Raw genomic sequence first — 22343 nt, 5'->3', positions numbered from 1 at the left:
TTTGATTTTATTTTTCCATCAATTCCTGGATCAATGTCTGCGCTTTTAAAACACTCTTTTCCACCTCAAACGAATTGTCGGCTCTGAAAATACACTGGCTTTGTCCCGATTCATTCTGGTAGGTAACGACCAGCTTATTTTTCTTCGCTTTTTCGTGATCGGTTTTATCTTTTTTGAGTTCGTCTTTAAAGCAGATCGCCTGCCAGGCCTGATTTTGTTCAATATCCAGTGTTGAAGCAATGATGACGGATTTAATATCCGAAAATTGAATCGTAAACTTGGGTCCCATTACCGCAAAATCAATGCCGGCTTCATGAATTTCCAGGGTTCCTTTAATGGATTTTTCAAATTCTTTGTAACCACCGAGATAGCTGGCCATAATTGATATTTTTACATTGGAGCCGTTTTTGCCCCAGGAAAACAACTTCTTTTTCGTTTTGGGCTGTTGATTATTTCTGGCACTTTCCGGTTGTTGTTCCTGAGCGGCTGTTTTTTCTTGATTCAGATAGCTATATATGGTCTTGATATTATTTTTATTGGTGCTGCGATCATTTATCTGAACGTTTGAAATCAGCTCTGACCGCACGTTAACTTCGGTCGAGTGGTCATCAACATTTTTTAGCTTTACCGTAATCCGCTGGCCATTGTCAACAAAAACAATCTTCGTATGGAAAACAATCAGACTTTCTTCTTTGTCTGCGATATGGTTTTTTAGTTCATATTTGCCGATGTCAAAAGCCAACAGGTGTGCTTCACATTGGTCTTTTGGCCGATTAATAAGGCGGGTCTCTTCACTGTGTTTTCCCATATGGCTATCTCCCATCATCTTATTTGCTACTACGTAAGGGGGTCACTTGTTTTGATCATCTATTTGTTTACACATGATTTTTCCCAGCAAGTTGACAAGCTTTTCTTCGCAGCTTTCAATGGTAAATTCATCATTTTTCAAAAAATCAAAATAGCTTTTTGACCGCGCTACGGTGATGACCTGAGCCTGCTTGACCAGATCTGCAAAAATGCTGTTTTGATCGAGATCCAGCTCGAAATTCTGCAAGCGCAAAAAATAGTCCAGATCAATGTCAAGGATCAAATCCGCGGCGCTGATCTTTTCCAGTGGCAGTTCGATGCTTTTAAACATGGCGTCTTCAAGGCTGCCACATTGGTTTTCCGGAACCAGATAGTGACTGCCCCTTGAATAAACGTGTTTTTCCATACAATTAATCATGTGGTAATCCCTCAAATAGCCTAATTCCATGGCGGTATTGATATGTTCATCATTGCGCATCTGACCGATGACCCTTTGGACACTATCCAAATCGAGCGGCTCCAGGGCGGCCAGCATTCGACGCTGAAATTTTTCGACCAGTTCCGCTTCCCGATCAGGATCGATGGCCATGGCTTTTTGATAAGCCCATAGCCAGAACGGCGGGTTGGTGTCTGGATGATAATCAATACTCACCAGCACCATTGGTTGTTTTCGGGTTTGAAACAAGGTTCCCCAGATCAGCAGCACATATTGATGGTCGTCGACGACCCAGATGTCTTTACCACCGATGCTCAGGCAGCGGGGATTTAAATTACTGTCACTCATGTCAGGATCAATTCCCCCAGCTGCCAATTATTATTAATCAATATATGAACGAACCCGTAATTCGGCTCCCACCGATTGACTGATTCTACGACAGGCTTCCTGATCCTCAATGGGCAGTATATCGACAATAGTTAAAACCACTTTGGTATATCTTCCCGCCAGTCGGGCAAACTCCAACAGCTCGTCATAGGCATCTTCAAAAACAGGACGGCACAATTCATCGTATTCATTTTTGTTTTTAGCATTTAAGCTGATCGACACCACATCAATGGCATCTTTTAATAGCGGGGTCATGTCTTTTTTAAAGATCAGGTTGCCATGACCGTTGGTGTTAAGCCGAATTGGGATCGCATGGCTTTTTTTCACATCTTTGGCGATGGCACAGATTTCGTCCAAACGATAGGTCGGTTCTCCGTATCCGCAAAAAACAAGCTCATCATATTGATCCAGATCCCGTTTTAAGATATCTTCTCGTATTTCTTCCTGAGTTGGTTCTTTCTCCAGCCAGAGATCGTCAACTCCATTAATTGTCGGTTCATCTTTTCTTACGCAAAACGTACAGGCGTTGCTACATCGATTCGTTATGTTCACATATAAAGATTTCCCTAATTCATAGGTAATCGTCATTTTATTTTCCTCCAGGAATTTGTTTATCTTTTATTTTTCTTCGCCGATCCGTTGACTTCGTCAGTACTTGCGAAGCATTCAGATATGCAGTTCAGATATGCAGTTCAGATATGCGGTCAAATTGTTTTCTCCACTCATTGCTTTCAAACAAATCATATAAAAAGTTATCAACATTTTACCATATTTAATCATGATGTCACGTTAAATCATGATTTTTTTAGGAACATCCCTAATTATTCCTCTTGTCATCGGGAATTATTTAAGTTTTCTTCCGGCTCCAGCTGCTGGAATCTTCAGTGCGTTGTCAAATAAAAAAGCACATCTTCCAATCGACTTTGTTGGCAAATGTGCTTCCTTCGGTTCTTTATTCGTCTGTTTTCTTTAAAATACCGGACCAACAAGCTTTAAGTCACAGCCTTCACATTCCCAGTCAAGCCCAACGCCGTTCATTTTGCCGCCGCATTGGGGACAGATACCGATTCCGCTTTTGGGGTAGGTATATTCAGTCAGTTCCATTTCAACTATTTCCACCACATCAGTCTCAGGTTGTTTTTTGAATTTTTCAATGGTTTTTCGTGACATTTAACTTTCTCCTTTGTATTCGATTAATAATCCTTTTTTCATTATAGACCATCACTGCTGCGCTTACAAATCATTTATAGGAAAAAATAACGGCCACTTTGGGGATTAATCCTGCTTATTGGTCAATAATGCGGCTTTCCACTGCTCTTCTTTGAAGCCAATCAGGACAGTATCGGCCAAGATAACCAGTGGCCGCTTCACCAGCATCCCATTGGTGGCCAATACTTCTGCCATCTGTTCGGGCGTCATTGTTTTAACCTGGTCTTTCAATGCCATATCCCGATAAACCAGACCGCTGGTATTAAAAAATTTTTTGGCGTCACCCTGGTAAAGACTCATCCATTTAATCAGTTCGTCTTTGTGGGGATGATCCTCGACAATATGCCGTTCTTCCACATCGATCTGATTTTCTGCCAGAAACTTTTTCGCTTTCTGACAGGTTGAACATTTAGGGTAGCATAAAAATAATGGTTTCATGTTTAGCCTCGATTCCCTTATTTAAACTTTTTATCTATTTGAACTTTTGAACCCGATCATTGGCCACGCCCTGAGGCAAGGTAACTTCCAGCAGTTTTTTTCCAGTGTTAAAATCTATTTCAGAAATCGCTACTTTGCCGTCTTTAAGCAGACCCCATCCAATCGTGTAGACTTCAATGTTGTCGCCGATTTTCTGAGCACTGCCGTAAGCCAGGGAAGTTTTTTCCGGCACCTTATATTCCTGGTATCCGATGATTTTCTTATTGGCTTCATCCAGTTTTATTTTCAGGATTCGCGTTTGACCGGTGCTAGTGGCATTGTCAAATACGGTTAATTCTTCCTCAGCGGTGATCGCCAAATCGCTTTGTCCCGATGTTTTTTGTTCCGGTGACATTCCAAATTCATCACCGTTGCCGGATAATTTCCAGATGACATCCCGGGTTTCCCGATCGATTTTCATAATTGTATTCATGTTTCCAAAGGAGACAATCAGATTATTATCGGCAGGATCGATGATCATCCGATTCAATCCTGCATAATCGGGACTCTGGCTGGTGGTATTGCTGTAATCATGATCTGCGACGCTCAGGCCATAAAATTCCGGATGGGAATCGGTGGTAAACTCAAAAACTACCTGATCATCTTTGACTTCCTGAATCAGGTTGCGAACCACCTTTACTCCCATTGCGTTGGCGCCCAAACCGTCCGGCACATTCTGAACCAGCACCAATTGGGAAGCTTCGACAATATAATGGTTATCATCAATTAAGATGAAATCCCGGCCATCGACCGGATCTCCTGCTTTTGTCCGATCACTTTGAGCCAGGGTAATAACATCTATTTCCTGATACCGATCATCCAGGATCACCCGTTCGCCGACGGCATAACCAATACCGTTGCTGTCGCCATATACCCGTTGATAGCTGTAACGGACAGTGCCATTTTCATAAACGTGCTTTTTGAAATCGCGATAGGATTCGCCGTTGGCTTCTTCCGCTGACTTGGCGATATAATAAACAACTTCACCCTGATTATTCAGTTCGTATAAGGCCGCCCCTCCGGTTGCCACTGCGGCAAAGTAATTTCCATCATAGCTGCTTGCTCCAGCAGGAATAATTTCCGGCAGCTGGGATGACAGAGTTCGCAGATAAATCACCCGCTCATCCTTTTCATTGCCCACCTGAATTTTTATCAGTTCACTGGACGAAAGCTCGTCAAGCTTTAAATCAATCGTTGTCCCGGCGCCAATGCCCTTGCCGTCTATTTTGACGGTAGCCCCAACTTCATTGAGTAATTTTATTTTATTTTCAGTGATACTGCTCAAACTCACCGCATCGTACACCGCATCGTTTTCTGAAAGCGGCAGCTCCACATTAAATCCGTTGATTTCAAAGCTCAGGGTTTTGTCTGACATCAGGGTATTATCCCGCCCTGAGTAGGCCAGCGTGCAACTGACTAAAATGATCAACAGCACCGCCGCACTGATTGATACAATAAGAAATTTTCTTGAACTATCCATAAATTCGTCTCCTTCTGATCCCCAATCATGTCAATGTCATTTTTGTAAATACGCCTTTGTATTTTTAACATCGAAATGATTTTATCACAGCTTCTTTAAATTTTCATATGACCTTACTTTGATTTTCTTCAATGAACGAACCATCCACTCACCAAACTATTGTAACGTATTCCCGTAAAAAGGTAAAGGCCGGAAATTATCTCTTAATTTTTGGCATGAAAAAACCCCATCAATGATGCGATGGGGCATGACTTTTAACAGATAATATCGGCCAGTTCGTCAATATTGATCTGGTAGAATCCTTGTTTGATACCACTGGCTGCAATCGCTTTTTTAATGCTTTCCTTATTATAGGTGGTGCCAATGAGCGCATCACTCAAGACCTTGATGTCCATGGTTCCGAAGAAATCGCCGTAGATCGTGCAGTCGGTTATTTTACCATTGTTCACATCCAGTTTAAATTCCATTTTGCCACCGTCAAAGCGGCCGGTTCTGGTGATATTAAACTTGGGTGATTTGCCATAATTCCATTCCCAACTGGCGAATTTTTCTCTGGCAATGGCGTTGATCCGGTCAAGATCTGCCGCCGTTAGTTGATATTCCGCCTTGGAGCCCTGCATGATGCTCTCTACCATCAATTTTCTAAACGTATCGGTATCGATCGGCTTGGTTAAGTGCTCTGAAATATTGGTCACCCGTTCCTTAACGGATTTAATGCCCTTAGAAATGATTTTATAATCATCCACCGTCAGACATTTAACCATCTGTTCAAAATCAGTATCAAATAACAGTGAGCCATGATGGAGGGTATATCCGTTTAGCATGCACTGGGCGTTGCCAGAAAACTTTTTGCCGTGAATAACCAGATCATTGCGGCTATTAAATTCAGCCGGTACATCCAGTTTTTTCAAGCCTTCAATCACCGGGCCGATATACTTGTTGAAATCGATGGTTTCCGCCAGCCCTTTGGTGATAAAACTGAACTGCCATCCCCCCATGTCGGTGTAGATGGTACCGCCGCCAGTGATGCGTCGCACTACCTTGATCCCATTCTTTTTAGCATAATCTTCGTTAATTTCTTCGATGGTGTTCTGGTACTTGCCAATCATCAGGGTTGGCTCGGTTCGCCAGAAAATAAAAATCTGATCCTCCGGCAACTGTTTTTCGGTAATAAGGTAGTATTCCAACGCAAAATTAAAAAACGGATCGGTGGAGTTGTTTTCGATATAAATCATCAGCTTTTTCCTCCTTCCAGAGCTTCCTCCGCCCGGTACGAGCTACGCACCAGGGGACTGCTGGCAATATAGTGAAAGCCTTTTGCTTCCCCAATTTTCTTGTATTCTGCAAACTTTTCCGGGGTCACATAAGCTTTAACGGCAATATGTTTTGGCGATGGCTGCAGATACTGACCAATGGTAAAAATATCGCAGCCAACGTTTAAACTGTCATCCATGACCTTAAAAACCTGTTCATCGGTCTCTCCCAGCCCCACCATAATACCGGTCTTTGTTTTGATATGGGGCGCCTTTCTTTTGACATACTCCAGCACCGCTATGGATCGATCATAGTCAGCTTCAGGCCGAACCTCCGGGTAAAATTCCCGGACGGTTTCGACGTTATGATTAATCACATCCGGGTTGGCTGCAATGACAATGTCCAGGTGTTCCTCAACCCCTTGCAGATCAGGAATCAGCACCTCTATCGAAACCCCCGGATTTAATACCCGCACGGCGTTGATGGTATCAGCAAAGTGTTTGGCTCCGCCATCCTCCAGGTCATCCCGGGTGACACTGGTGATCACCACATGTTTTAAATCCAGCTCTTTTACGGCCTCTGCCAGATGCTGGGGCTCTTTGGGATCAACCGTTTCCACCACCCCACTGGAGACATTACAGAAGCGGCAGTGACGGGTGCAAATACTGCCTAAGATCATAAAGGTAGCAGTACGTTTTTTATAGCACTCCCCCAGATTGGGGCAATTCGCTTCTTTGCAGACGGTATTCAGTTTCAGTTTGGCCATCAACCCAGTGACTTCTTCCACGGCCTCTTTATTGTAGCTGACCTTTAACCATTCTGGTTTCTTTTCCATTTTGTCCCCTTAATCAATCACATTTAATGACAGCAATGATTTCATCCACTTTTATTTCATCGCCCGCTTCGAAAAAAACCGCTTCCAGAACGCCAGATTCCATACTTTCAACTTCGCTGACCACCTTTTCGGTTTCGATTTCAAAAAGTACCTCACCCTTCTTTACTACATCACCAGCTTCTTTATTCCAGGCCGCCAACACCCCGGTTTCCATTTGTTCACTTAATTTTGGCATTTGAATGTTTTTTTTCATCTTAGTTTCTCCTTTTTTCAGTATTTTAAATAAAACAATTAGTTAGCTTAGCTATCTTTATTTGAGACGCTTCATGAAACCGGGTTTCTTCCAATTTATGTAACACTTCTTGATAACCATATCTGGCGCCGGTAAGACGCTCGATCAATTCAGCATTTGCCAAACCGTCAACTGTCACTTCACACTTGGCAATTCTGCCTTTGATAATTTCCAGTTTAACATCAAGCTGTGTTTTTATTCCTTTCATACTAAGAAGCGTATTATCTTTTTCAAATGAAAACTTCGGCGATTGACCGTAGTTCCATTCCCACTGCGAATATTTTTCATCCACCAGGATCTGGATCGCTTGAATATCTGCTTCCGTCAGACTTACCTTTTCAAATCCATCCGGCAACAGTTTCTCGAGTAACGTGTCCTTAAACGCCGCCATTGTCATCGATTGATCGGTCATATGTTTTTTGATATTAGTAACCTCACTTCTAACCGACTTAACCGACTTCGATGTGATTTTTCCGGCGGTGGTTTTCAGCAGATTTTTAAGCAGGCTAAGATCCGAATTGTACAGCAGGGTTCCGTGATGAAGAACTCTTCCCTTTTTAACCGTTTGGGCAGACCCGGATATTTTCTGTTCTCCGATGGCAATATCGCTGGTTCTTCTTTTTACTGCCGGTATTCCCATCTCATTTAGTGCCTTGATCACCGGGGTCAAAAACTGCTCATAATTGGCGAATCCATCACCTTCACTATTACTGATAAATGAATAGTTAAGATTCTGCTCATCGTGAAAGACCGTCCCTCCACCAGTGTTTCGTCTGGCCACGGGGATCCCTGATTCCGCCACGGCGGCTAAATTGATTTCCTCAAAAATATTCTGGTGTTTTCCCAAGACGATGCTGTTATGGTTTTTCCATAATAGCAAATATTCAGTATCAACACAGTTCTTAAACAAGTATTCTTCCATCGCAAGGTTAAAATAAACGTCCGTATTAGTGCTGTCAAAAACCTTCACCCGCAGTCTCCTCTCTTTCCCATCCTGGTATCCGACTTCTCCAGCATATCTGAAGTATAACTTTATTCTACCTGAGCGCAGCCTGATCGTCTACTTTAATTTGATCATCTTTCTGACCTTTAAATGAAACCCGCCTTCGCAACCGGATTTGAACAGCTTAAACAACAGGCAATTCTTCCTTAAATATGCTAAAATAAAGCCACGGAGGAATTGAAAATGAAACGAAAACTTTTGCTTATTACCGCACTTATTTTAAGCGTACTTATTATCGTCACTGGCTGTCAGTTTTTAACCGGCACTCAGACCACCTTTTCGCCCGAAGATTCGCTGGCGGTTCACTTTCTCGATGTTGGTCAGGGCGATGCCGTGCTGCTGGTGGATAACAACGAAACGATGCTGATTGACAGCGGCAATCCGGAATATGGCCACGAAATCATTGACTATCTTGCCGATCTGGGCATCACCCAACTGGACTATGTGGTGGCCACCCACAACCACAATGACCATGCCGGTGGGCTGACCGATGTGGTTGCCAATCTGGATGTCGGCAATTTATATCTGACCGACTCCGAGGAAACCAAGGCTTCCAAAAACCTGATCGCCGCGGCCGCAAGTAAAAATATTCCCATATCCACCCCCAGCCCGGGAACGGCCATGGCTTTTGGCGGCTCTGTCATTAATTTTTTAGGCCCACTCAATGTCCATGAGGACGTCAATGATGATTCCCTCGTGATGAAGGTAACCCATGGCAGCCATCGCTTTCTGCTGACGGGCGATATGGAAGAAGTGGCTGAAAAAGAACTGTTGGCTGCGAACCTCGATCTGGCGGCCGATGTCCTCAAGGTCGGTCATCATGGCAGCTACTCATCCACCGGTTATCTGTTTCTGCGGACGGTCAACCCCCGTTATGCAGTGATCTCCTGCGGGGTGAACAACGACTACGGCCATCCCCATGAGGAAACCCTGAGCCGGCTTAACGATGCGGGTTCTACCATTTTCCGCACCGACCTGCTGGGAACTATTATTGCCACCAGTGAAGGCGATCAGTTGAACTTTAACAAAAATGGCGTTACCCCAACCCAACCATATCAGGATGTAGATAATGGTCTCGCCTCAACAACCAACCCCGTTTCGGAAACGCCAGCAAATGAGGCCACGGCAGAAACCGCCACTTATATTGGCAATAAAAACTCCAAGGTTTATCATCTGCCCAGCTGTTCCGGTTTGCCGAAAGAATCCAACCGGATTTATCTAAACAGTCTGGAAGAGGTGCATGCCCAAGGACTGACACCTTGTGGAATTTGCAAACCGCCAAGCTAAAACAGCAAGAAAATTATCAAGGCCAGTGTTTAGCGGTAGTCATCTCCGCTAAACACTGGCCTATTTTTTTGTTTTCTATTTTGCTGTTTCTTTTACTTTATGTTTACCCGCCATTGATTAACCAGTTACGACATCCCGCCGTTTTAACCAGGTGATGGCAAATAGACAAAAGCCAGCGATAAAAGCAGCACAGGCGATCAGAAAGGAAATTTCGCCCACCGACATCGGTGCCGCCGGATCGTTGGCTCGCATACCCAGGGTTATTAGCGCATAGGGAAAATAGATGCCATAGCCTTGCGACAACAAAGCCAACCCGGCAATCCCACCCATCAGAGCAATCCCCACCGGCACGGCAAAGCTGCGAATCACCAGCGATAGACAAAGCTGCAAAGCGCATACCACCATGCCCCCCAACGCTCCAAACAACAGCCAGACTGGTAATTCCGGCGGGATCGGTCCCGCCAGCCCGGCCAGGAATCCCGAAATGATAAACAACAGTCCAATCCAGAGCTGGGTCAGCATCACCATCAGCCAGCCCATCATCAGTTTAGCCATAAATACCTGTGTTATTGGAACCGGGGCGGTCATCACCGCATTCCAATTATGATTGGCATGTTCCAACCGAAAAAGATAGGACGCATAGATTCCAATCAATACCGGCAGGAAAAAATAACAGGTAAAGATCGTATGCTGGGTCCACAGGCTGTACCACTGATTCTCCAACATTCCCAGGTTGTTCAAATAATTAAAGGTTCCCATAAAGGCCGGAATAATGGGAATCAGTAAAAAAGCCAGCCACACCGGACTGTGGCGCATCTTGATCATTTCTGCTTTTAAAACACGTATCAGCATCGCTCAGACCTCTTTTCTCACAAATAAAATTCGGCCGATTCCATAAATCAGTACAAAGAAAACCAAAATCAAACCGAGCCCTGACCAATCGATGGCCGTCCAGTAAAAATCAGTCGCCCGGGTGGTCTGATCCCAATTCATGCCAACCTGCATCAGCACCCCATAATAGCTCCACAGAATCAGCTTTTGCAAGCCCTGGGGGAAAAACATACTGAATAGACCGATAAAACCGCCGATGAGTCCCAGGGTCATCGGTACCATCTGATTGGCAACGAACATCGAGACCCCCTGCTGGAAGATATATATGGTCAGACTCACCACCAGGGTAAAAAACAGATAACTCGCCAGCGCGCCCCAGGGCACCGGTCCACCAAAATGCAGAACAAAACCCATGCCGATCATAATGGCCAGCTGTCCCAGGGCGGCGCCAAGCATATAGATACTGCCCCAGATAAACTTGGCAGCAAAGATCCGCTGCGCCGGAATAATGGTTTCCAGCAACTTAAAGGTTTGACCCTTATGCTCCACATCACTCAGACGCGAAGCGACTACTGCGGCGATTACCGGCATGATGATGCAATTGAGCATCGGAAACTGGTAGAGAAAAAACATCCAGCCCTGGACCAGATCATTGGCATCCTTGTTGGAAATAGCCCAACCGGCCCAGAGCAGCTGAACCGCCATCATCACCGCCACCACCAGCCAGATCTTGCGACCCTTTGTTTTTAAGACCTCCATCCCGATTGCGGCGCTCATAAACTCACCGCCGTTCCCGTCAGCTCCAGGAAAATATCCTCCAGGCTTTTTTTTCGTTCTTCAATCCGAACCAGGCCAATATTATTCTGTCCCAGCGCCTTACTGATTTCGGCTATCATCGTATCTTTCATCTGCGGGATAATCAGATAATCATCCTCAGCTTCCCAGGCCACGCCGTTTCGACTAAGGAATGATTTGGTCACCTCATTATTCATGGTTCGCACCGCCAGATGCTGTTTACTGTACTGATGCAGCTTGGTCAGGCTGTCCTGGTAAACCAGTTCTCCTTCGCGAATGATCCCCACCCGAGTGGCCAGCTGATCAATTTCGCTTAAGAGGTGGCTGGAGACCACCACGGTCATGCCAAATTTTTGCGGCAGCGACTGAATCAGTTCCCTCATTTCCGAAATCCCGGCCGGATCCAGCCCATTGGTGGGTTCATCCAAAATCAGCAGCTTGGGATAGCCCAACAACGCACTGGCCAGCCCCAACCGCTGTTTCATCCCCAGCGAATACTGGCTGACTTTTTTGTTCTGCTGATTCTCCAGCCGGACAATTTTTAGAACTTCGGCAATGTTTTGTTTGGATACCCCCCGCAGCGTTTGAAAGATCCGCAGATTTTCCTCTCCGGTTAGATGCCCGTAATAGCTGGGAGACTCAATCAGAGAACCAACATTTTTAAGATTTTCCAGACGGTTTTTGCTGTTGACCCGTTTTCCAAAAACCGTGATCTCCCCTTCTGTGGGCTTTGCCAACCCCAGAATCATCTTCAGTGTCGTCGATTTTCCGGCGCCGTTGGGCCCCAGAAATCCATAAATCGCCCCTTCCGGCACCGACAGATCGACATCCTTGACCCGATAAACATTTCCATATTGTTTGCTGAGACCCTCAGTCTCGATAATATTGCTCATAATCATGCACTCCTTCTTTTTTCGATACCTTTATGATAGCCGACGAACCTTACGGCGGGTTGTCACCGGCCTTACTTTTACCTTAATTTTGATCGCTTATGCTAACACCAACAATTTTTTCGGGTATAATAACTTGGGGGTGATTCGAATGAAAACAATTTTCGAAGCAAAGCTTCTGGTTGTCGATGACGAACCGGAAATTATCAATTTATTAAAAACAATCCTTCACCAGGCAGGTTTTGCTCAGATTATAAGCGCCGAAAACTGTCGGCAGGCGCGGGCGCTTTTTGCTTTAGAAAAGCCCGATGGGGTAATTTTTGATGTAACGCTGCCGGATGGCGACGGGTTTTCGCTGATGCAGGAACTGCGGCAGCAGTCAAATGTGCCAATGCTGTTTTTGTCGGCTCGGGATGAGGATGAGAACCGGCTCCTGGGACTGGGGCTGGGTGCCGATGACTACATTACCAAACCCTTTCTGCCCCGGGAGCTGGTGCTGCGTTTAAGCGGAATCCTGCGGCGGGTTTACCAGCCGCTGCTGACTCAGCCGCTACCTGACGAAACGCTGGTGCTGGGGGCGGTGACCGTCAATTTTAAAAGCGGCATCGTTAAGACTGGTGATGGTGAAAAAAACCTGACTGCCAAGGAGCACGCCCTGCTGAAAAAGCTCTGGGAAAACCAAGGCAATATCGTCACCGCCGACAGCCTCTGTCGCAGCGCCTGGGATGATGATCTCTATGGCTATGAAAACACCCTGATGGTCCACATCCGGCGGCTCCGAGAAAAAATCGAGGTGGATCCCTCCCAACCCCAATATCTGCTGACCATCCGGGGTATGGGTTATAAACTGGCCAAGGAAACCAAGCAATGAAAAGTCTGCGAAAAATCATCACCCGTTCGATTCTGCTGACAGCCGCAATTGCACTCTTGTTAGTCACCATCAATATGGCGTTCACCACCAACTGGATGTTTAAATATTCTGGAAGTCAGCCCCTTAAATATGCCATTGCCGATATTTCCGATGGACTAACCAACACCGAGGGGACTTATGCACTTAATCCCTCTGCCGCTGCGATGATGGAAGAACAATATGTTTGGGCGATGCTGATTGACCGGGATGGTCAGGTGATCTGGAACAAAAACCTGCCTGGGGATATTCCCCGGCAATACACCCTTACTGATGTGGCCTCCTTCAGCCGTTGGTATCTCAACGACTATCCGGTCTCGGTTTGGGAACATCCCGACGGTTTACTGGTTCTAGGCGACCCTAAAAGTAGCATCTGGAAATACAATATTACCTCCACCGAAGATACCATTTCCCATGTCCCCGGTTTACTGCTCGGTTTTTTGATCTTGAACGTACTGTCGGCTCTGGTGCTGGCCTTGTTTCTGGGACTCTGGCTCTACCGCAAGCTGAAGCCCCTGTATAACGGCATTACCACGCTACCCAAAAAAGAACCCCTGGCACTGCCCACCGGAGGTGTTACCGGGGAAGTGGCAAGGATTCTTAATGAAACATCGGTGATTCTTTTCCAGCAGGAACAACAACTGGCTCACCGGGATCAGGCTCGGACGGAATGGATTGCCGGGGTTTCCCACGATATCCGTACCCCGCTATCGATGGTGATGGGTTACGCCAGCGAACTGGAAAACAACCCTAGACTGCCCGCCACCGAACAAAATCAGGCTCGGATTATCCGTCAACAGAGTCAACGAATCAAGTCCCTGATCAGCGATTTAAACCTGGCTTCCAAACTGGAGTACAATGCCCAACCGATGGAGCTGGCTCGGGTTTCGCCCGCCGCCTTAATCCGGGGCGTAGCGGTCGATTTTATCAATGATGGTCTCACTACCCCCTATTCACTCGCTGTCGATGTGACCGAAGAAACCAACAGCCCCATTTTACTTTGCGACCAGGCCTTGCTTCGTCGGGCACTGACCAACCTGATTGAAAACAGCATCCGGCACAATCCCCGGGGCTGTGATATTAAACTATCGGTAACTAAATCGACGGTCGGCCTGGAGATTAAAGTCAGTGATGATGGCAAAGGCTATCCCCCTGAACTGCTAGAAAATTCAGGGGGACTGGATGAATCGCTATTACTCGGAAACCACGGCTTGGGACTGATTATTGTTCGTCGGATCATGAAAATCCATGGCGGGAGCGTTGTTTTTGAAAATCTGCCCCACCAGGGCTGTGCGGCTGCACTTGTTTTTAACGCTTAATACGTATCCTATCTTTATAGCTATACTACTTCATCCAGCGGCTTTCACAAAATTATTTTGCGAGCATCCCTCGCCCGATCATCGGTGCCAGTCGTTTGGCCAACAGTACGCTGAGGGCAATCTTGATTATCCCCCCCGGTAGAGTCATCACAAATCCCGACATCATTACCGTTGCCGCTCCCACTGGCGTATTCAGATAATAATTGAGGATCACATAATACCAAGGTAATCCCACGGCGTAGATGACGGCGGTTCCAGCCACCGCTGCGATAATCATCTGCCTAGTTGAGTTATTAGGGTTTCTTTCCGCCAACCATCCGGTGACATAGGCGCCCAGTGCAAAACCAATAATATAGCCGAAGGTTGGTTTAAAGACATACATTAATCCGCCGCCACCGGTAAACACCGGCAAACCCACCAGACCCATAAAGATATACACTAAGACCGCAATCAGACCGCCTCGGGAACCCAGCAACAGCCCTGCCAGAAGTACAAACATCGTCTGGAGGGTTAAAGGTATTCCCGGTAGCGGCACTTTAATCATCGCCCCCACCACGATCAATGCGGAAAACAGACCGCACAGCACCAGCATTCTTATATTGAGGGTATTTTTATTGATTCTGTTTTTTTCGATCATTTCTTCCATCCTATTCTAATTTTCTAATACTGATTTCTCCTGAATTCAGGGTTTCCGTCTGTCCAAATTGATTTTTGATAATTAAACCACCTTCGTCACTGATGTCCAGGGCGGTTGCCACTTCCCATTCATTGTTCCGAAAAACCTTAATCTGTTTTCCTAAAACCATCGAGTGGGTTTTGTATTCCTCTAAAAAATTCCGATTAGTCAGATCGTCACAGATAGTTAAGACCTCGTTGATAATTTCTGCCGCCAGCCGATTACGGGTCAGGGCATCCGGTTTTTCATCAAATAGCGTCCCGACAATGTCTTCCAGCTCTTTCGGTAAAGCCGCTTCCGACTGTTTAAAATTCACCCCGATGCCGATGATCACAAACTCGAACTGTCCGTTCTCAAAGTTAGTCACCGCCTCGGTGAGAATCCCGACAATTTTCCGGTCGCCCCGATAAATATCATTGACCCATTTGATCTGGGTATCAATACCCGTCACTTTTTTGATGGCCCGGCAAACCCCCACCGATGCGCCGGTGGTTAACAGCACCGCATCCCGGGCGGCCACATCGGGTCGCAGCACCAGACTTAAATAAATCCCGCTTTTGGGCGGTGAATAAAAGGAACGGCCCATTCGGCCCCGTCCCTGGGTTTGCTCTTCAGCGATAATAACAGTTCCCGTTTTTGCCCCTTCCAGTGCCAATTTCTTGGCTTCCTGATTAGTAGAGCCAACGGTTTGATAGACAATCAGTTCAAGCTCCTGATTGGTCGGGGACAGCCAGGGATGTATTCCTTCCGCCGACATCAGATCCGATTCGCTTTTTAACCGGTAGCCTTTGTTGGTGGTGGACTCTATTTCATAACCTGCTTCTTTTAGTGTTTTGATGGCCTTCCAGATGGCTGACCGCGAGACAGCCATGGTGCTGGCCAGCACTTCTCCGGAGAGATAGGTATCGCGATTTTCTTCCAAGGTTTGTAATAATTTTTGTTTTGTCGACATTTCATCACCTCTTGTTGCTATTCTAACCAAAAGAAAAGCGATTGTCAACCATTTTAGTTTAAATGGTCGACAATCGCTTTTCATCCCGGTTACCGGGTTTTATTTACTCATTTTATTTATTCACTTTTGAGATGGTATAAAGAAATGACCGTATCCTTGGTGATTAATTCATATTTCTTCCCCAGAACAGCATAGAGCGTCTGGTTTTGTTGGGGATCATTATTTAAAACGATCCATTTAGGCGGATCATTTTCCAGTAGCTTATTGGTATCAATAAGCACCTGCGGATCGTAGCGACCCCACCATTCCTGCATCGTAAAATATTTATAACAGGGTGTGATATCCGCCTTTAGAAACCATCCGGCGGGAACCGAATAACCCAAAACGCTGTCTAAATCGTCAGCCGGGATTAAATTTTTGATGGTCTGGGCATCTTCATAATAGCTGTTATTCGGTTGTTCGGCAACAATTTCCCGAACCGTCTGATCTGCAAAGTTCAGGTAGCTGCCCACCGTTATCAGCAGCAGTGCCAATACTCCGACTAGCACCACGCGATAATTTTCTTGGATCAGCATTTTCCCATTTATTACATAGAGCTCAATCAGTAAAATAATGGCCAAAACAAAGCATGGCGTCGTTAAGATAAAATAATGGTAGAAAACCCCGCCGAGTAGCAGCGAAAAAAAGGTTGTCAGGGATCCGGTGATTAATAACCAGCCGATTTCTTTACTTACTTTTTTCAGCAAATAATAAACGCCCATACTAAAAGAAAAAATCACTGGAGTAATGCCATAACCAAATTTCACAAACTCCTCTGGTGTTGATATCCCTGACATCCCCCCAGCATATTTGAGATTAAACAGAAAGGTTCCATAAATCATATCACCCAAAGCATGATTTGCCAAAAAATAAATAGCTACCAGTAAACAGACAAAAATCGAACCACTAAGAAATGTCAGGACATTATCAAAAAAATTGCGAAACGACTGATTGGCCAGCAATTGGATCATCACGACTAAGACGATCGCACCAATAAACACGCTGTTGTTTAAGCGGATAAAGATGATCAGCGTAAAGCAGATCCCATACACCAGCGCATAGAGTGGCGGATGCTTGGCCTTTCCCAGCGGCTCTAACTTAAAATATTTTGTGGCCAGGTATAGCGGTAAAAATAGAAACGGCAAACTATATTCCTCGGTTAAGTTTCCGCCTTCAAAGGTGGCGGCCAGAATCAACAAAAAGAAAACAACCGGAATCCAACACCACTTTTTTGCTAAAAACAATCGCCCCATTTTAAAAATCAGCACCAGGTTTGCGGCCATAAAAAGCCATTGCACCAAAAAGTTGCCAAAACGATTGGGACTGATCCACCAGCCAAAGGCTTCGATAAAAAACATGACTGGCCCCTTATGATCAAATAAGTCCACATAGGGAATGTAACCAGCGGTTAGGCCCTTACCAATCAGTAAAAATATCGCCGAATCGGAGATACCAAAATTATCGATAAACAGGGGGCTGGTTCCATAAGCAAATACCAGTAGAAAAAGAACCGCGATTAACGCCAGAATTCCATAGTCCAGAAGCGAATTTTTGGATGTCTTCATTTAATTGCGTTCCTTAACAATGAAAATCGGTCGTTTTTTTGTTTCCAGATAAGTTTTGGCCAGGTATTGACCCAAAATCCCGATGCTGAATAACTGAATCCCACTGATCAGAAAAATCAAACACACCAGCGAAGCCCACCCATAGGCGGAACCATGCCATAATATTTCCCGAATAATGATCACGACAATGGCCACAAAGGATAGTCCACAAAAAAGCAGCCCCGTGGCGGAGGCAAAGGCCAACGGTGCGGTTGAAAAACCGATGATCCCTTCCATTGAATAAAGGCATAATTCCCAAAAAGACCACTTTGTTTTTCCGGCTGCTCGCTTAGCATCCTGATAGGGCAGCCATTTTGTCTTGAAACCAACCCATTCAAAAATACCCTTTGAAAAGCGATTATACTCACCGACCGCCAAAACAGCTTCGACCACAAAACGCTTCATCAGTCTAAAATCTCGTGCCCCTTCGACAATTTCCATGCCCGTCATCCGATTGATCAGCTTGTAAAAGCGTTTTGCAAAAAAAGAACGAATGCGCGATTCTTTGGCGCGGCTTTCACGACAGGCTGCCACACAGTCAACATCCTCATTAATTAGAGCCTCATACATGGGCATGATTAAGGCCGGCGGATCCTGCAAATCAACATCCATAATCCCGATGTAGTTCCCGGTGGCATAGTTTAACCCGGCATAAATGGCCGCTTCTTTACCAAAATTCCGGGAAAAGGATATGTACTTGATGCGACGATCTTTTTTATTGAGATCTTTTATGATCGTCAGGGTCTTATCTTTAGAACCATCATCAATAAACAGAATCTCAAAATCTACCGTTGGCATCTGAGAAATAACCTCATTCACCAGTGTATCATAAAAAAGGGGAATGACCTCTTCTTCACAATAACAAGGAATCACCATACTTATTGTTTGTTTCTCCATCATTCTTCACCTTAAACATTATTTTAATCCGCCTCAAAAACACAACAAATCTCTTAAAACATAAAAATCTCTAAAACACAAAATACCTTTGTAAAAAAATAAATCCTGTCTTTGATTTTCCATTGGGTTTCAAGACAGGATTTTACTGCTAATATTTTTTATTATACCACGTATCGTCTTATCGAATCAAAAAAGCCCGCAGTTTCTAGATTTTCTTCTAAAGTCTTAATAATTGTTTTGGCGAGATTTCTTAGCACTGTCCGGATTCTAACTAAAAAAATGATTATCGGCCTTTTAAAAATAACGGTCGATAATCGTTTTTGAAACTGACCCTAGTCAGTTAATATAATTTTTGGAACACCAGGCTGGGAAAATTATTAAAAACACGGTGTTTTGGTGATAATTCCACCATTTCAGCTTCTTCTATCGCACTTCTTGCATCATAATCAATTAATATTTTATTTCGTTCATAAATTGGATCTGGCACCGGCACTGCTGATAATAAGGACTGCGTATAGGGATGAGCCGGTCTTGTGAAAATTTCTTCGGTTGGCCCAATTTCCATAATCTTTCCATGGAGCATCACTGCCACCTTGTCACAGATAAATTTAATTATTGAAAGATCATGGGCAATCAAAAGAAACGAAAACCCATGCTCCCGTTGCAACCGCTGAAATAAGGTGATTATTTGAGCCTGTATGGAAACATCCAGTGATGCAATCGGTTCGTCAGCAATGATTAAATCCGGACTTGTGCTCAAACACCGGGCAATCGCAACACGTTGTCGCTGACCACCCGATATTTCGGTTGGGTATTTCTTTTTAAAGGTGTGATCTAGTCCCACTTCCATTAAAAGGGTGTCCAATTTTTCCTGAATTTTATTTTTGTCTTGCAGCAATTTATTTACAACAATTGGCTCCGTTATAATTTCTTCAATTGTCATTCTGGGGTTAAGTGCTGCTGCTGAATCCTGAAAGATAATCTGCATATTTTTGTTAATATCGCCTTTGTTTTTTCGATACACCCCCTTGTCCGAAATCAGATTTCCTTTAAAATAGACTTCGCCCGCTGTTGCCGGATAAATACCCATGATGGTTCGGGCAACTGTCGATTTACCCGATCCCGTTTCACCAACTAAACCAACCACTTCGCCTTTTTTAACCTCAAAATCGACGCCATTGACGGCTTTAATTGTTAAATCTTTATTGATTTTAAAATGCTGCTGCAGATTTGACACACTTAAAATTGGCTCTGAGTTCATCATTCTTTTTCCATCCTTTTCAATGAAATTGGTGGTTTAATTTTGGGTGCTTTTTCATCCATCAGCCATGTTGCCGCATAATGGGTGGGTGAGACTTCATACATCGGGGGCATTTCTTCATAATCAATGGCGAGAGCATATCGATTTCGTATCGCAAACGCATCGCCTGGGGGTGGGTTTAGCATAATCGGTGGGGTTCCGGGAATGGTGGCCAACGACTCACCCGCCTTAGTCAGTGCCGGCAAAGCCGACATCAGTCCCCATACATAGGGATGTCTGGGGTTATAAAATATATCTTCTGCGGTTCCAATCTCCACAATTTTTCCGGCATACATTACTGCCACGCGATCGGCAATTCTGGCAACAACACCCAGATCATGCGAAATAAACACAATGGAAATCCCGGTTTTATTACGGATATCTAACAGTAAGTCTAATATTTTTGCCTGAACCGTTACATCAAGCGCGGTGGTCGCTTCATCAGCAAACAAAATTTGGGGATTTGATGCCAGGGCGATTGCCAGTACACAACGCTGTCTCATTCCGCCGGAAAAAAAGTGTGGCTGCAACGAAAACATCTCTTCCTCTCTGTTAATCCCCACCAAATTGAGCATTTCGATTCCCCGTTTCTTTGCCTCGTCCTTACTGACTTTATTGTGTTTAACAATAGCCTCTGTTATCTGTTTACCAATCGGAATTGTCGGGTTGAGGGTGGTCATTGGATCCTGAAAAACCATCGACATAACACCACCTCGCAGTTTTCTCATTTCCTTTTCCTTATAGTCGGTAATGTCTTCGCCATCGACAATGATTTGCCCTTGTTTGATTCTTGAAGTTTTCGGTAGCAGTTTTAGAACGGCTTGGCTCATCACCGTTTTTCCACAGCCGGATTCCCCGACAATGGCTAATATTTCACCTTTTTTCAGTGTCAGACTGACATCTCTGACCGCTTCAACCTCACCATTTTTAGTATCAAAACTCACTGATAAGTTTTTCAATTGCAAAATCGGTTCCACCATCTATTGCCCTCCCTATTCTATCGATAGATGCCGGATGCTCAACTGAACATCCGGCAAACAAAGAATGCTTACAGCCTTTTATTTTGCGCTTAATTATTTATTAAGCGTCCAATCTTCAATATTCCACATAACACCAACGGCATGATGTCCAAGAACACGATCGGTATTGAGTCCTTCAAGCCCACTGATACCGACATAATTTCCATCCAGATAGGCAATCAGTACTGAAGCTGGCTGTTTTGCGAACGCTACTTCAAATTGGCCATATAAGTCTTTTCTGGCCGTGACATCTTTCTCATGTCTGGCCTTTGTCAATAAATCATCCACGACAGGGTTTGAGTATTTCATAGTGTTAGAACTGCCATCGGTGGTAAATTGGGCATAAAGTGCATCTGGATCAAATTCGACAGCGTAGCCTGATAAGAATCCATTGTATCCCGATTTCCAGTCAAATTTTGTAACCAGAACAATTTCCATATCCACACCGGCTTCTTTTAGCTGTTTTGAAACAATGTTGGCAATGTCAATTCGTTCTTCTTCGTAATCCCGAACCTGAATGGTAAAATGGAATCTTTCCCCATTTCGTTCATAAATGCCATCAGCTCCTTTTGTCCAACCCAATGCCTGCATTTCCTGGGCAAATTTGTTCAGATCAAATTTATAAATATCAGCGGCAGTATTTCCACCAAAGGCATTTAACTGAATCGGGCTGTATGCGGAGCTTCCCTGATTATTGAGCACACTCTTAACCACGGACTCTTTATCAATTGCATCGTTGAGAACCCCAACAGAATCTTTGTTTTTTATCCAGAAATCGGTTCGATTATCCACTGAAATCGCCCGATAGTCGGCGGTTGTAAAATCGATATTTTTATAACCATCTTTACCTCGGAATTTTTCTGCATAGTTTGCGTTCAGCCAGGCTAAATCGGCTTCACCGGATTCGAGCATCAATGCTTTAGTATTTTCCACCGCAACGGTTTTATAAACTACCCGATCAATATTTGGCACCTTATCGTAATAATCGACATTCTTTTCCAGGGTGATGGTTCCTCCGGTTTTATCCCACTCAACAAATTTGTAGCGGCCGGTTCCCACAGGCGCCTGATTAAAGGAGGCTGTGGTCAAATCCTGACCATCCAATAAATGTTTGGGAGCAATTCCAATGGTAAAATTATCCAGCATGGCGGCGTTGAATTGGGAAAGCGTAATCGCCACGGTGTTGTCATCAATTGCCGTCACGCTGGTAATGTCGGTATAGTTACTTAATACACTGGCCGATAAGGTGGTATCTTTTGTCAGCTTATCGTAGGTGAAAACGACATCCTGTGCTGTTAACGGTTGGCCATCATGCCATTTCACCCCTTTCCGCAATTTAAAGGTATATGTTAATGAACCCTCATCATAGGTATAACTTTCAGCCAAATCGATGATTGGCTTGCCTGATGCATCATACTTCATCAAACCTGAGAAAATGATCCCAGCCAATTCACTGCCCTCGTTAATAATCGGGTTAATGGAATCTGCGGTTTCCCCAGCGTATACCAGGGTGTTTGACAAATCCGACCCAGTCGATGATTTTTGGTCAGCTGATGCTGACGAGCACCCCGTAAAACTAACCATGGTGCTTAAACAAAGTAACCCAACTAACAATTTGACAATCTTTTTCTTTACATTCATAACTTT

23 protein-coding genes are annotated in these 22343 nt (G+C 44.7%); 3 read left to right on the top strand and 20 right to left on the bottom strand.

Annotated features, from left to right (window positions below):
- Positions 1 to 7 precede the first annotated feature (7 nt).
- The 10 genes from Q7J41_RS05095 to Q7J41_RS05050 form a co-directional block, all read right to left on the bottom strand.
- Positions 8 to 808 carry a hypothetical protein gene (locus tag Q7J41_RS05095; RefSeq protein WP_304885859.1) on the bottom strand — a complete coding sequence of 267 codons (801 nt, stop codon included), beginning with the start codon at positions 806 to 808 and terminating at the stop codon, positions 8 to 10.
- A 42-nt stretch (positions 809 to 850) separates the two neighbouring features.
- Positions 851 to 1591 (bottom strand): UPF0489 family protein, encoded by a 741-nt coding sequence (locus tag Q7J41_RS05090; RefSeq protein WP_304885857.1) that lies wholly within the window; start codon positions 1589 to 1591, stop codon positions 851 to 853.
- A gap of 33 nt (positions 1592 to 1624) precedes the next feature.
- Complete coding sequence (locus Q7J41_RS05085) at positions 1625 to 2218, bottom strand: TatD family nuclease-associated radical SAM protein (RefSeq protein WP_304885855.1); 594 nt, start codon at positions 2216 to 2218, stop codon at positions 1625 to 1627.
- Between the two features lie 381 nt (positions 2219 to 2599).
- On the bottom strand, positions 2600 to 2800 hold the full coding sequence (locus Q7J41_RS05080; RefSeq protein WP_304885853.1) for a hypothetical protein: 201 nt from the start codon (positions 2798 to 2800) through the stop codon (positions 2600 to 2602).
- 105 nt (positions 2801 to 2905) lie between these two features.
- A complete protein-coding gene (locus Q7J41_RS05075; protein ID WP_304885850.1) occupies positions 2906 to 3277 on the bottom strand; it encodes an arsenate reductase family protein in 372 nt (123 codons plus the stop codon).
- Between the two features lie 34 nt (positions 3278 to 3311).
- The gene (locus Q7J41_RS05070) at positions 3312 to 4796 is read right to left on the bottom strand and encodes an arylsulfotransferase family protein (RefSeq protein WP_304885848.1); all 1485 of its coding nucleotides are present in this window, start codon (positions 4794 to 4796) and stop codon (positions 3312 to 3314) included.
- Positions 4797 to 5050: 254 nt separating this feature from the next.
- Positions 5051 to 6031, bottom strand: a complete 981-nt coding sequence (locus Q7J41_RS05065; RefSeq protein ID WP_304885846.1) for a lipoate--protein ligase — start codon at positions 6029 to 6031, stop codon at positions 5051 to 5053.
- The gene (gene lipA, locus Q7J41_RS05060; RefSeq protein WP_304885844.1) at positions 6031 to 6885 is read right to left on the bottom strand and encodes a lipoyl synthase; all 855 of its coding nucleotides are present in this window, start codon (positions 6883 to 6885) and stop codon (positions 6031 to 6033) included. The genes Q7J41_RS05065 and lipA overlap by 1 nt, the downstream gene beginning before the upstream one ends.
- A 13-nt stretch (positions 6886 to 6898) precedes the next feature.
- Positions 6899 to 7138 (bottom strand): biotin/lipoyl-containing protein, encoded by a 240-nt coding sequence (locus Q7J41_RS05055; RefSeq protein ID WP_304885842.1) that lies wholly within the window; start codon positions 7136 to 7138, stop codon positions 6899 to 6901.
- Between the two features lie 25 nt (positions 7139 to 7163).
- The gene (locus Q7J41_RS05050; protein ID WP_304885840.1) at positions 7164 to 8147 is read right to left on the bottom strand and encodes a lipoate--protein ligase; all 984 of its coding nucleotides are present in this window, start codon (positions 8145 to 8147) and stop codon (positions 7164 to 7166) included.
- Positions 8148 to 8363: 216 nt separating this feature from the next.
- Between Q7J41_RS05050 and Q7J41_RS05045 the strand changes: the two genes are divergently transcribed.
- Entirely contained in the window at positions 8364 to 9467 is a 1104-nt protein-coding gene (locus Q7J41_RS05045; RefSeq protein WP_304885838.1) for a ComEC/Rec2 family competence protein, read from the top strand.
- A 117-nt stretch (positions 9468 to 9584) separates the two neighbouring features.
- Here Q7J41_RS05045 and Q7J41_RS05040 read toward each other — a convergent pair whose 3' ends face one another.
- Genes Q7J41_RS05040 through Q7J41_RS05030 form a run of 3 tightly spaced genes read right to left on the bottom strand, consistent with a single transcriptional unit; the run spans position 9585 to position 11986 of the window.
- Positions 9585 to 10319 carry an ABC transporter permease gene (locus Q7J41_RS05040; protein ID WP_304885836.1) on the bottom strand — a complete coding sequence of 245 codons (735 nt, stop codon included), beginning with the start codon at positions 10317 to 10319 and terminating at the stop codon, positions 9585 to 9587.
- Between the two features lie 3 nt (positions 10320 to 10322).
- Positions 10323 to 11075 carry an ABC transporter permease gene (locus Q7J41_RS05035; protein WP_304885834.1) on the bottom strand — a complete coding sequence of 251 codons (753 nt, stop codon included), beginning with the start codon at positions 11073 to 11075 and terminating at the stop codon, positions 10323 to 10325.
- Positions 11072 to 11986, bottom strand: a complete 915-nt coding sequence (locus tag Q7J41_RS05030; protein ID WP_304885832.1) for an ABC transporter ATP-binding protein — start codon at positions 11984 to 11986, stop codon at positions 11072 to 11074. Before Q7J41_RS05030 ends, Q7J41_RS05035 begins: the two co-directional genes overlap by 4 nt.
- 148 nt (positions 11987 to 12134) lie before the next feature.
- On the opposite strand from Q7J41_RS05030, the gene Q7J41_RS05025 reads away from it, so the two are divergent.
- Positions 12135 to 12854, top strand: coding sequence for a response regulator transcription factor (locus Q7J41_RS05025; RefSeq protein WP_304885831.1), 720 nt, complete (start codon positions 12135 to 12137; stop codon positions 12852 to 12854).
- Positions 12851 to 14209 (top strand): sensor histidine kinase KdpD, encoded by a 1359-nt coding sequence (locus Q7J41_RS05020; RefSeq protein ID WP_304885830.1) that lies wholly within the window; start codon positions 12851 to 12853, stop codon positions 14207 to 14209. The genes Q7J41_RS05025 and Q7J41_RS05020 overlap by 4 nt, the downstream gene beginning before the upstream one ends.
- 52 nt (positions 14210 to 14261) lie before the next feature.
- Here the strand turns inward: Q7J41_RS05020 and Q7J41_RS05015 are convergent, their stop codons facing one another.
- The 7 genes from Q7J41_RS05015 to Q7J41_RS04985 form a co-directional block, all read right to left on the bottom strand.
- Positions 14262 to 14846: a biotin transporter BioY gene (locus tag Q7J41_RS05015; protein WP_304885829.1), complete on the bottom strand. Its 585-nt coding sequence runs from the start codon at positions 14844 to 14846 to the stop codon at positions 14262 to 14264.
- A gap of 10 nt (positions 14847 to 14856) precedes the next feature.
- Positions 14857 to 15837, bottom strand: coding sequence for a biotin--[acetyl-CoA-carboxylase] ligase (locus tag Q7J41_RS05010; RefSeq protein ID WP_304885827.1), 981 nt, complete (start codon positions 15835 to 15837; stop codon positions 14857 to 14859).
- 116 nt (positions 15838 to 15953) lie between these two features.
- On the bottom strand, positions 15954 to 17441 hold the full coding sequence (locus tag Q7J41_RS05005) for a hypothetical protein (protein WP_304885825.1): 1488 nt from the start codon (positions 17439 to 17441) through the stop codon (positions 15954 to 15956).
- Positions 17442 to 18380 carry a glycosyltransferase family 2 protein gene (locus Q7J41_RS05000; RefSeq protein WP_304885824.1) on the bottom strand — a complete coding sequence of 313 codons (939 nt, stop codon included), beginning with the start codon at positions 18378 to 18380 and terminating at the stop codon, positions 17442 to 17444.
- A 337-nt stretch (positions 18381 to 18717) separates the two neighbouring features.
- The gene (locus Q7J41_RS04995) at positions 18718 to 19641 is read right to left on the bottom strand and encodes an ATP-binding cassette domain-containing protein (protein WP_304885822.1); all 924 of its coding nucleotides are present in this window, start codon (positions 19639 to 19641) and stop codon (positions 18718 to 18720) included.
- On the bottom strand, positions 19638 to 20657 hold the full coding sequence (locus tag Q7J41_RS04990; RefSeq protein ID WP_304885819.1) for an ABC transporter ATP-binding protein: 1020 nt from the start codon (positions 20655 to 20657) through the stop codon (positions 19638 to 19640). Before Q7J41_RS04990 ends, Q7J41_RS04995 begins: the two co-directional genes overlap by 4 nt.
- Before the next feature lie 93 nt (positions 20658 to 20750).
- Positions 20751 to 22337 carry an ABC transporter substrate-binding protein gene (locus tag Q7J41_RS04985; RefSeq protein WP_304885818.1) on the bottom strand — a complete coding sequence of 529 codons (1587 nt, stop codon included), beginning with the start codon at positions 22335 to 22337 and terminating at the stop codon, positions 20751 to 20753.
- Positions 22338 to 22343: the final 6 nt, after the last annotated feature.

The sequence above is a fragment of the Acetobacterium sp. genome, from assembly GCF_030652775.1.
In the GTDB taxonomy this organism is placed as follows: Bacteria; Bacillota; Clostridia; order Eubacteriales; family Eubacteriaceae; genus Acetobacterium.
This window is presented reverse-complemented; position numbering and strand designations above follow the sequence as displayed.

Bases quoted from the DNA above. Each gene is read 5' to 3' on its own strand.
- Q7J41_RS05095 (WP_304885859.1), bottom strand. From the start codon at position 808: ATGGGAAAACACAGTGAAGAGACCCGCCTTATTAATCGGCCAAAAGAC.
- Q7J41_RS05090 (WP_304885857.1), bottom strand. From the start codon at position 1,591: ATGAGTGACAGTAATTTAAATCCCCGCTGCCTGAGCATCGGTGGTAAA.
- Q7J41_RS05085 (WP_304885855.1), bottom strand. From the start codon at position 2,218: ATGACGATTACCTATGAATTAGGGAAATCTTTATATGTGAACATAACG.
- Q7J41_RS05080 (WP_304885853.1), bottom strand. From the start codon at position 2,800: ATGTCACGAAAAACCATTGAAAAATTCAAAAAACAACCTGAGACTGAT.
- Q7J41_RS05075 (WP_304885850.1), bottom strand. From the start codon at position 3,277: ATGAAACCATTATTTTTATGCTACCCTAAATGTTCAACCTGTCAGAAA.
- Q7J41_RS05070 (WP_304885848.1), bottom strand. From the start codon at position 4,796: ATGGATAGTTCAAGAAAATTTCTTATTGTATCAATCAGTGCGGCGGTG.
- Q7J41_RS05065 (WP_304885846.1), bottom strand. From the start codon at position 6,031: ATGATTTATATCGAAAACAACTCCACCGATCCGTTTTTTAATTTTGCG.
- lipA (WP_304885844.1), bottom strand. From the start codon at position 6,885: ATGGAAAAGAAACCAGAATGGTTAAAGGTCAGCTACAATAAAGAGGCC.
- Q7J41_RS05055 (WP_304885842.1), bottom strand. From the start codon at position 7,138: ATGAAAAAAAACATTCAAATGCCAAAATTAAGTGAACAAATGGAAACC.
- Q7J41_RS05045 (WP_304885838.1), top strand. From the start codon at position 8,364: ATGAAACGAAAACTTTTGCTTATTACCGCACTTATTTTAAGCGTACTT.
- Q7J41_RS05040 (WP_304885836.1), bottom strand. From the start codon at position 10,319: ATGCTGATACGTGTTTTAAAAGCAGAAATGATCAAGATGCGCCACAGT.
- Q7J41_RS05035 (WP_304885834.1), bottom strand. From the start codon at position 11,075: ATGAGCGCCGCAATCGGGATGGAGGTCTTAAAAACAAAGGGTCGCAAG.
- Q7J41_RS05030 (WP_304885832.1), bottom strand. From the start codon at position 11,986: ATGAGCAATATTATCGAGACTGAGGGTCTCAGCAAACAATATGGAAAT.
- Q7J41_RS05025 (WP_304885831.1), top strand. From the start codon at position 12,135: ATGAAAACAATTTTCGAAGCAAAGCTTCTGGTTGTCGATGACGAACCG.
- Q7J41_RS05020 (WP_304885830.1), top strand. From the start codon at position 12,851: ATGAAAAGTCTGCGAAAAATCATCACCCGTTCGATTCTGCTGACAGCC.
- Q7J41_RS05015 (WP_304885829.1), bottom strand. From the start codon at position 14,846: ATGATCGAAAAAAACAGAATCAATAAAAATACCCTCAATATAAGAATG.
- Q7J41_RS05010 (WP_304885827.1), bottom strand. From the start codon at position 15,837: ATGTCGACAAAACAAAAATTATTACAAACCTTGGAAGAAAATCGCGAT.
- Q7J41_RS05005 (WP_304885825.1), bottom strand. From the start codon at position 17,441: ATGAAGACATCCAAAAATTCGCTTCTGGACTATGGAATTCTGGCGTTA.
- Q7J41_RS05000 (WP_304885824.1), bottom strand. From the start codon at position 18,380: ATGATGGAGAAACAAACAATAAGTATGGTGATTCCTTGTTATTGTGAA.
- Q7J41_RS04995 (WP_304885822.1), bottom strand. From the start codon at position 19,641: ATGATGAACTCAGAGCCAATTTTAAGTGTGTCAAATCTGCAGCAGCAT.
- Q7J41_RS04990 (WP_304885819.1), bottom strand. From the start codon at position 20,657: ATGGTGGAACCGATTTTGCAATTGAAAAACTTATCAGTGAGTTTTGAT.
- Q7J41_RS04985 (WP_304885818.1), bottom strand. From the start codon at position 22,337: ATGAATGTAAAGAAAAAGATTGTCAAATTGTTAGTTGGGTTACTTTGT.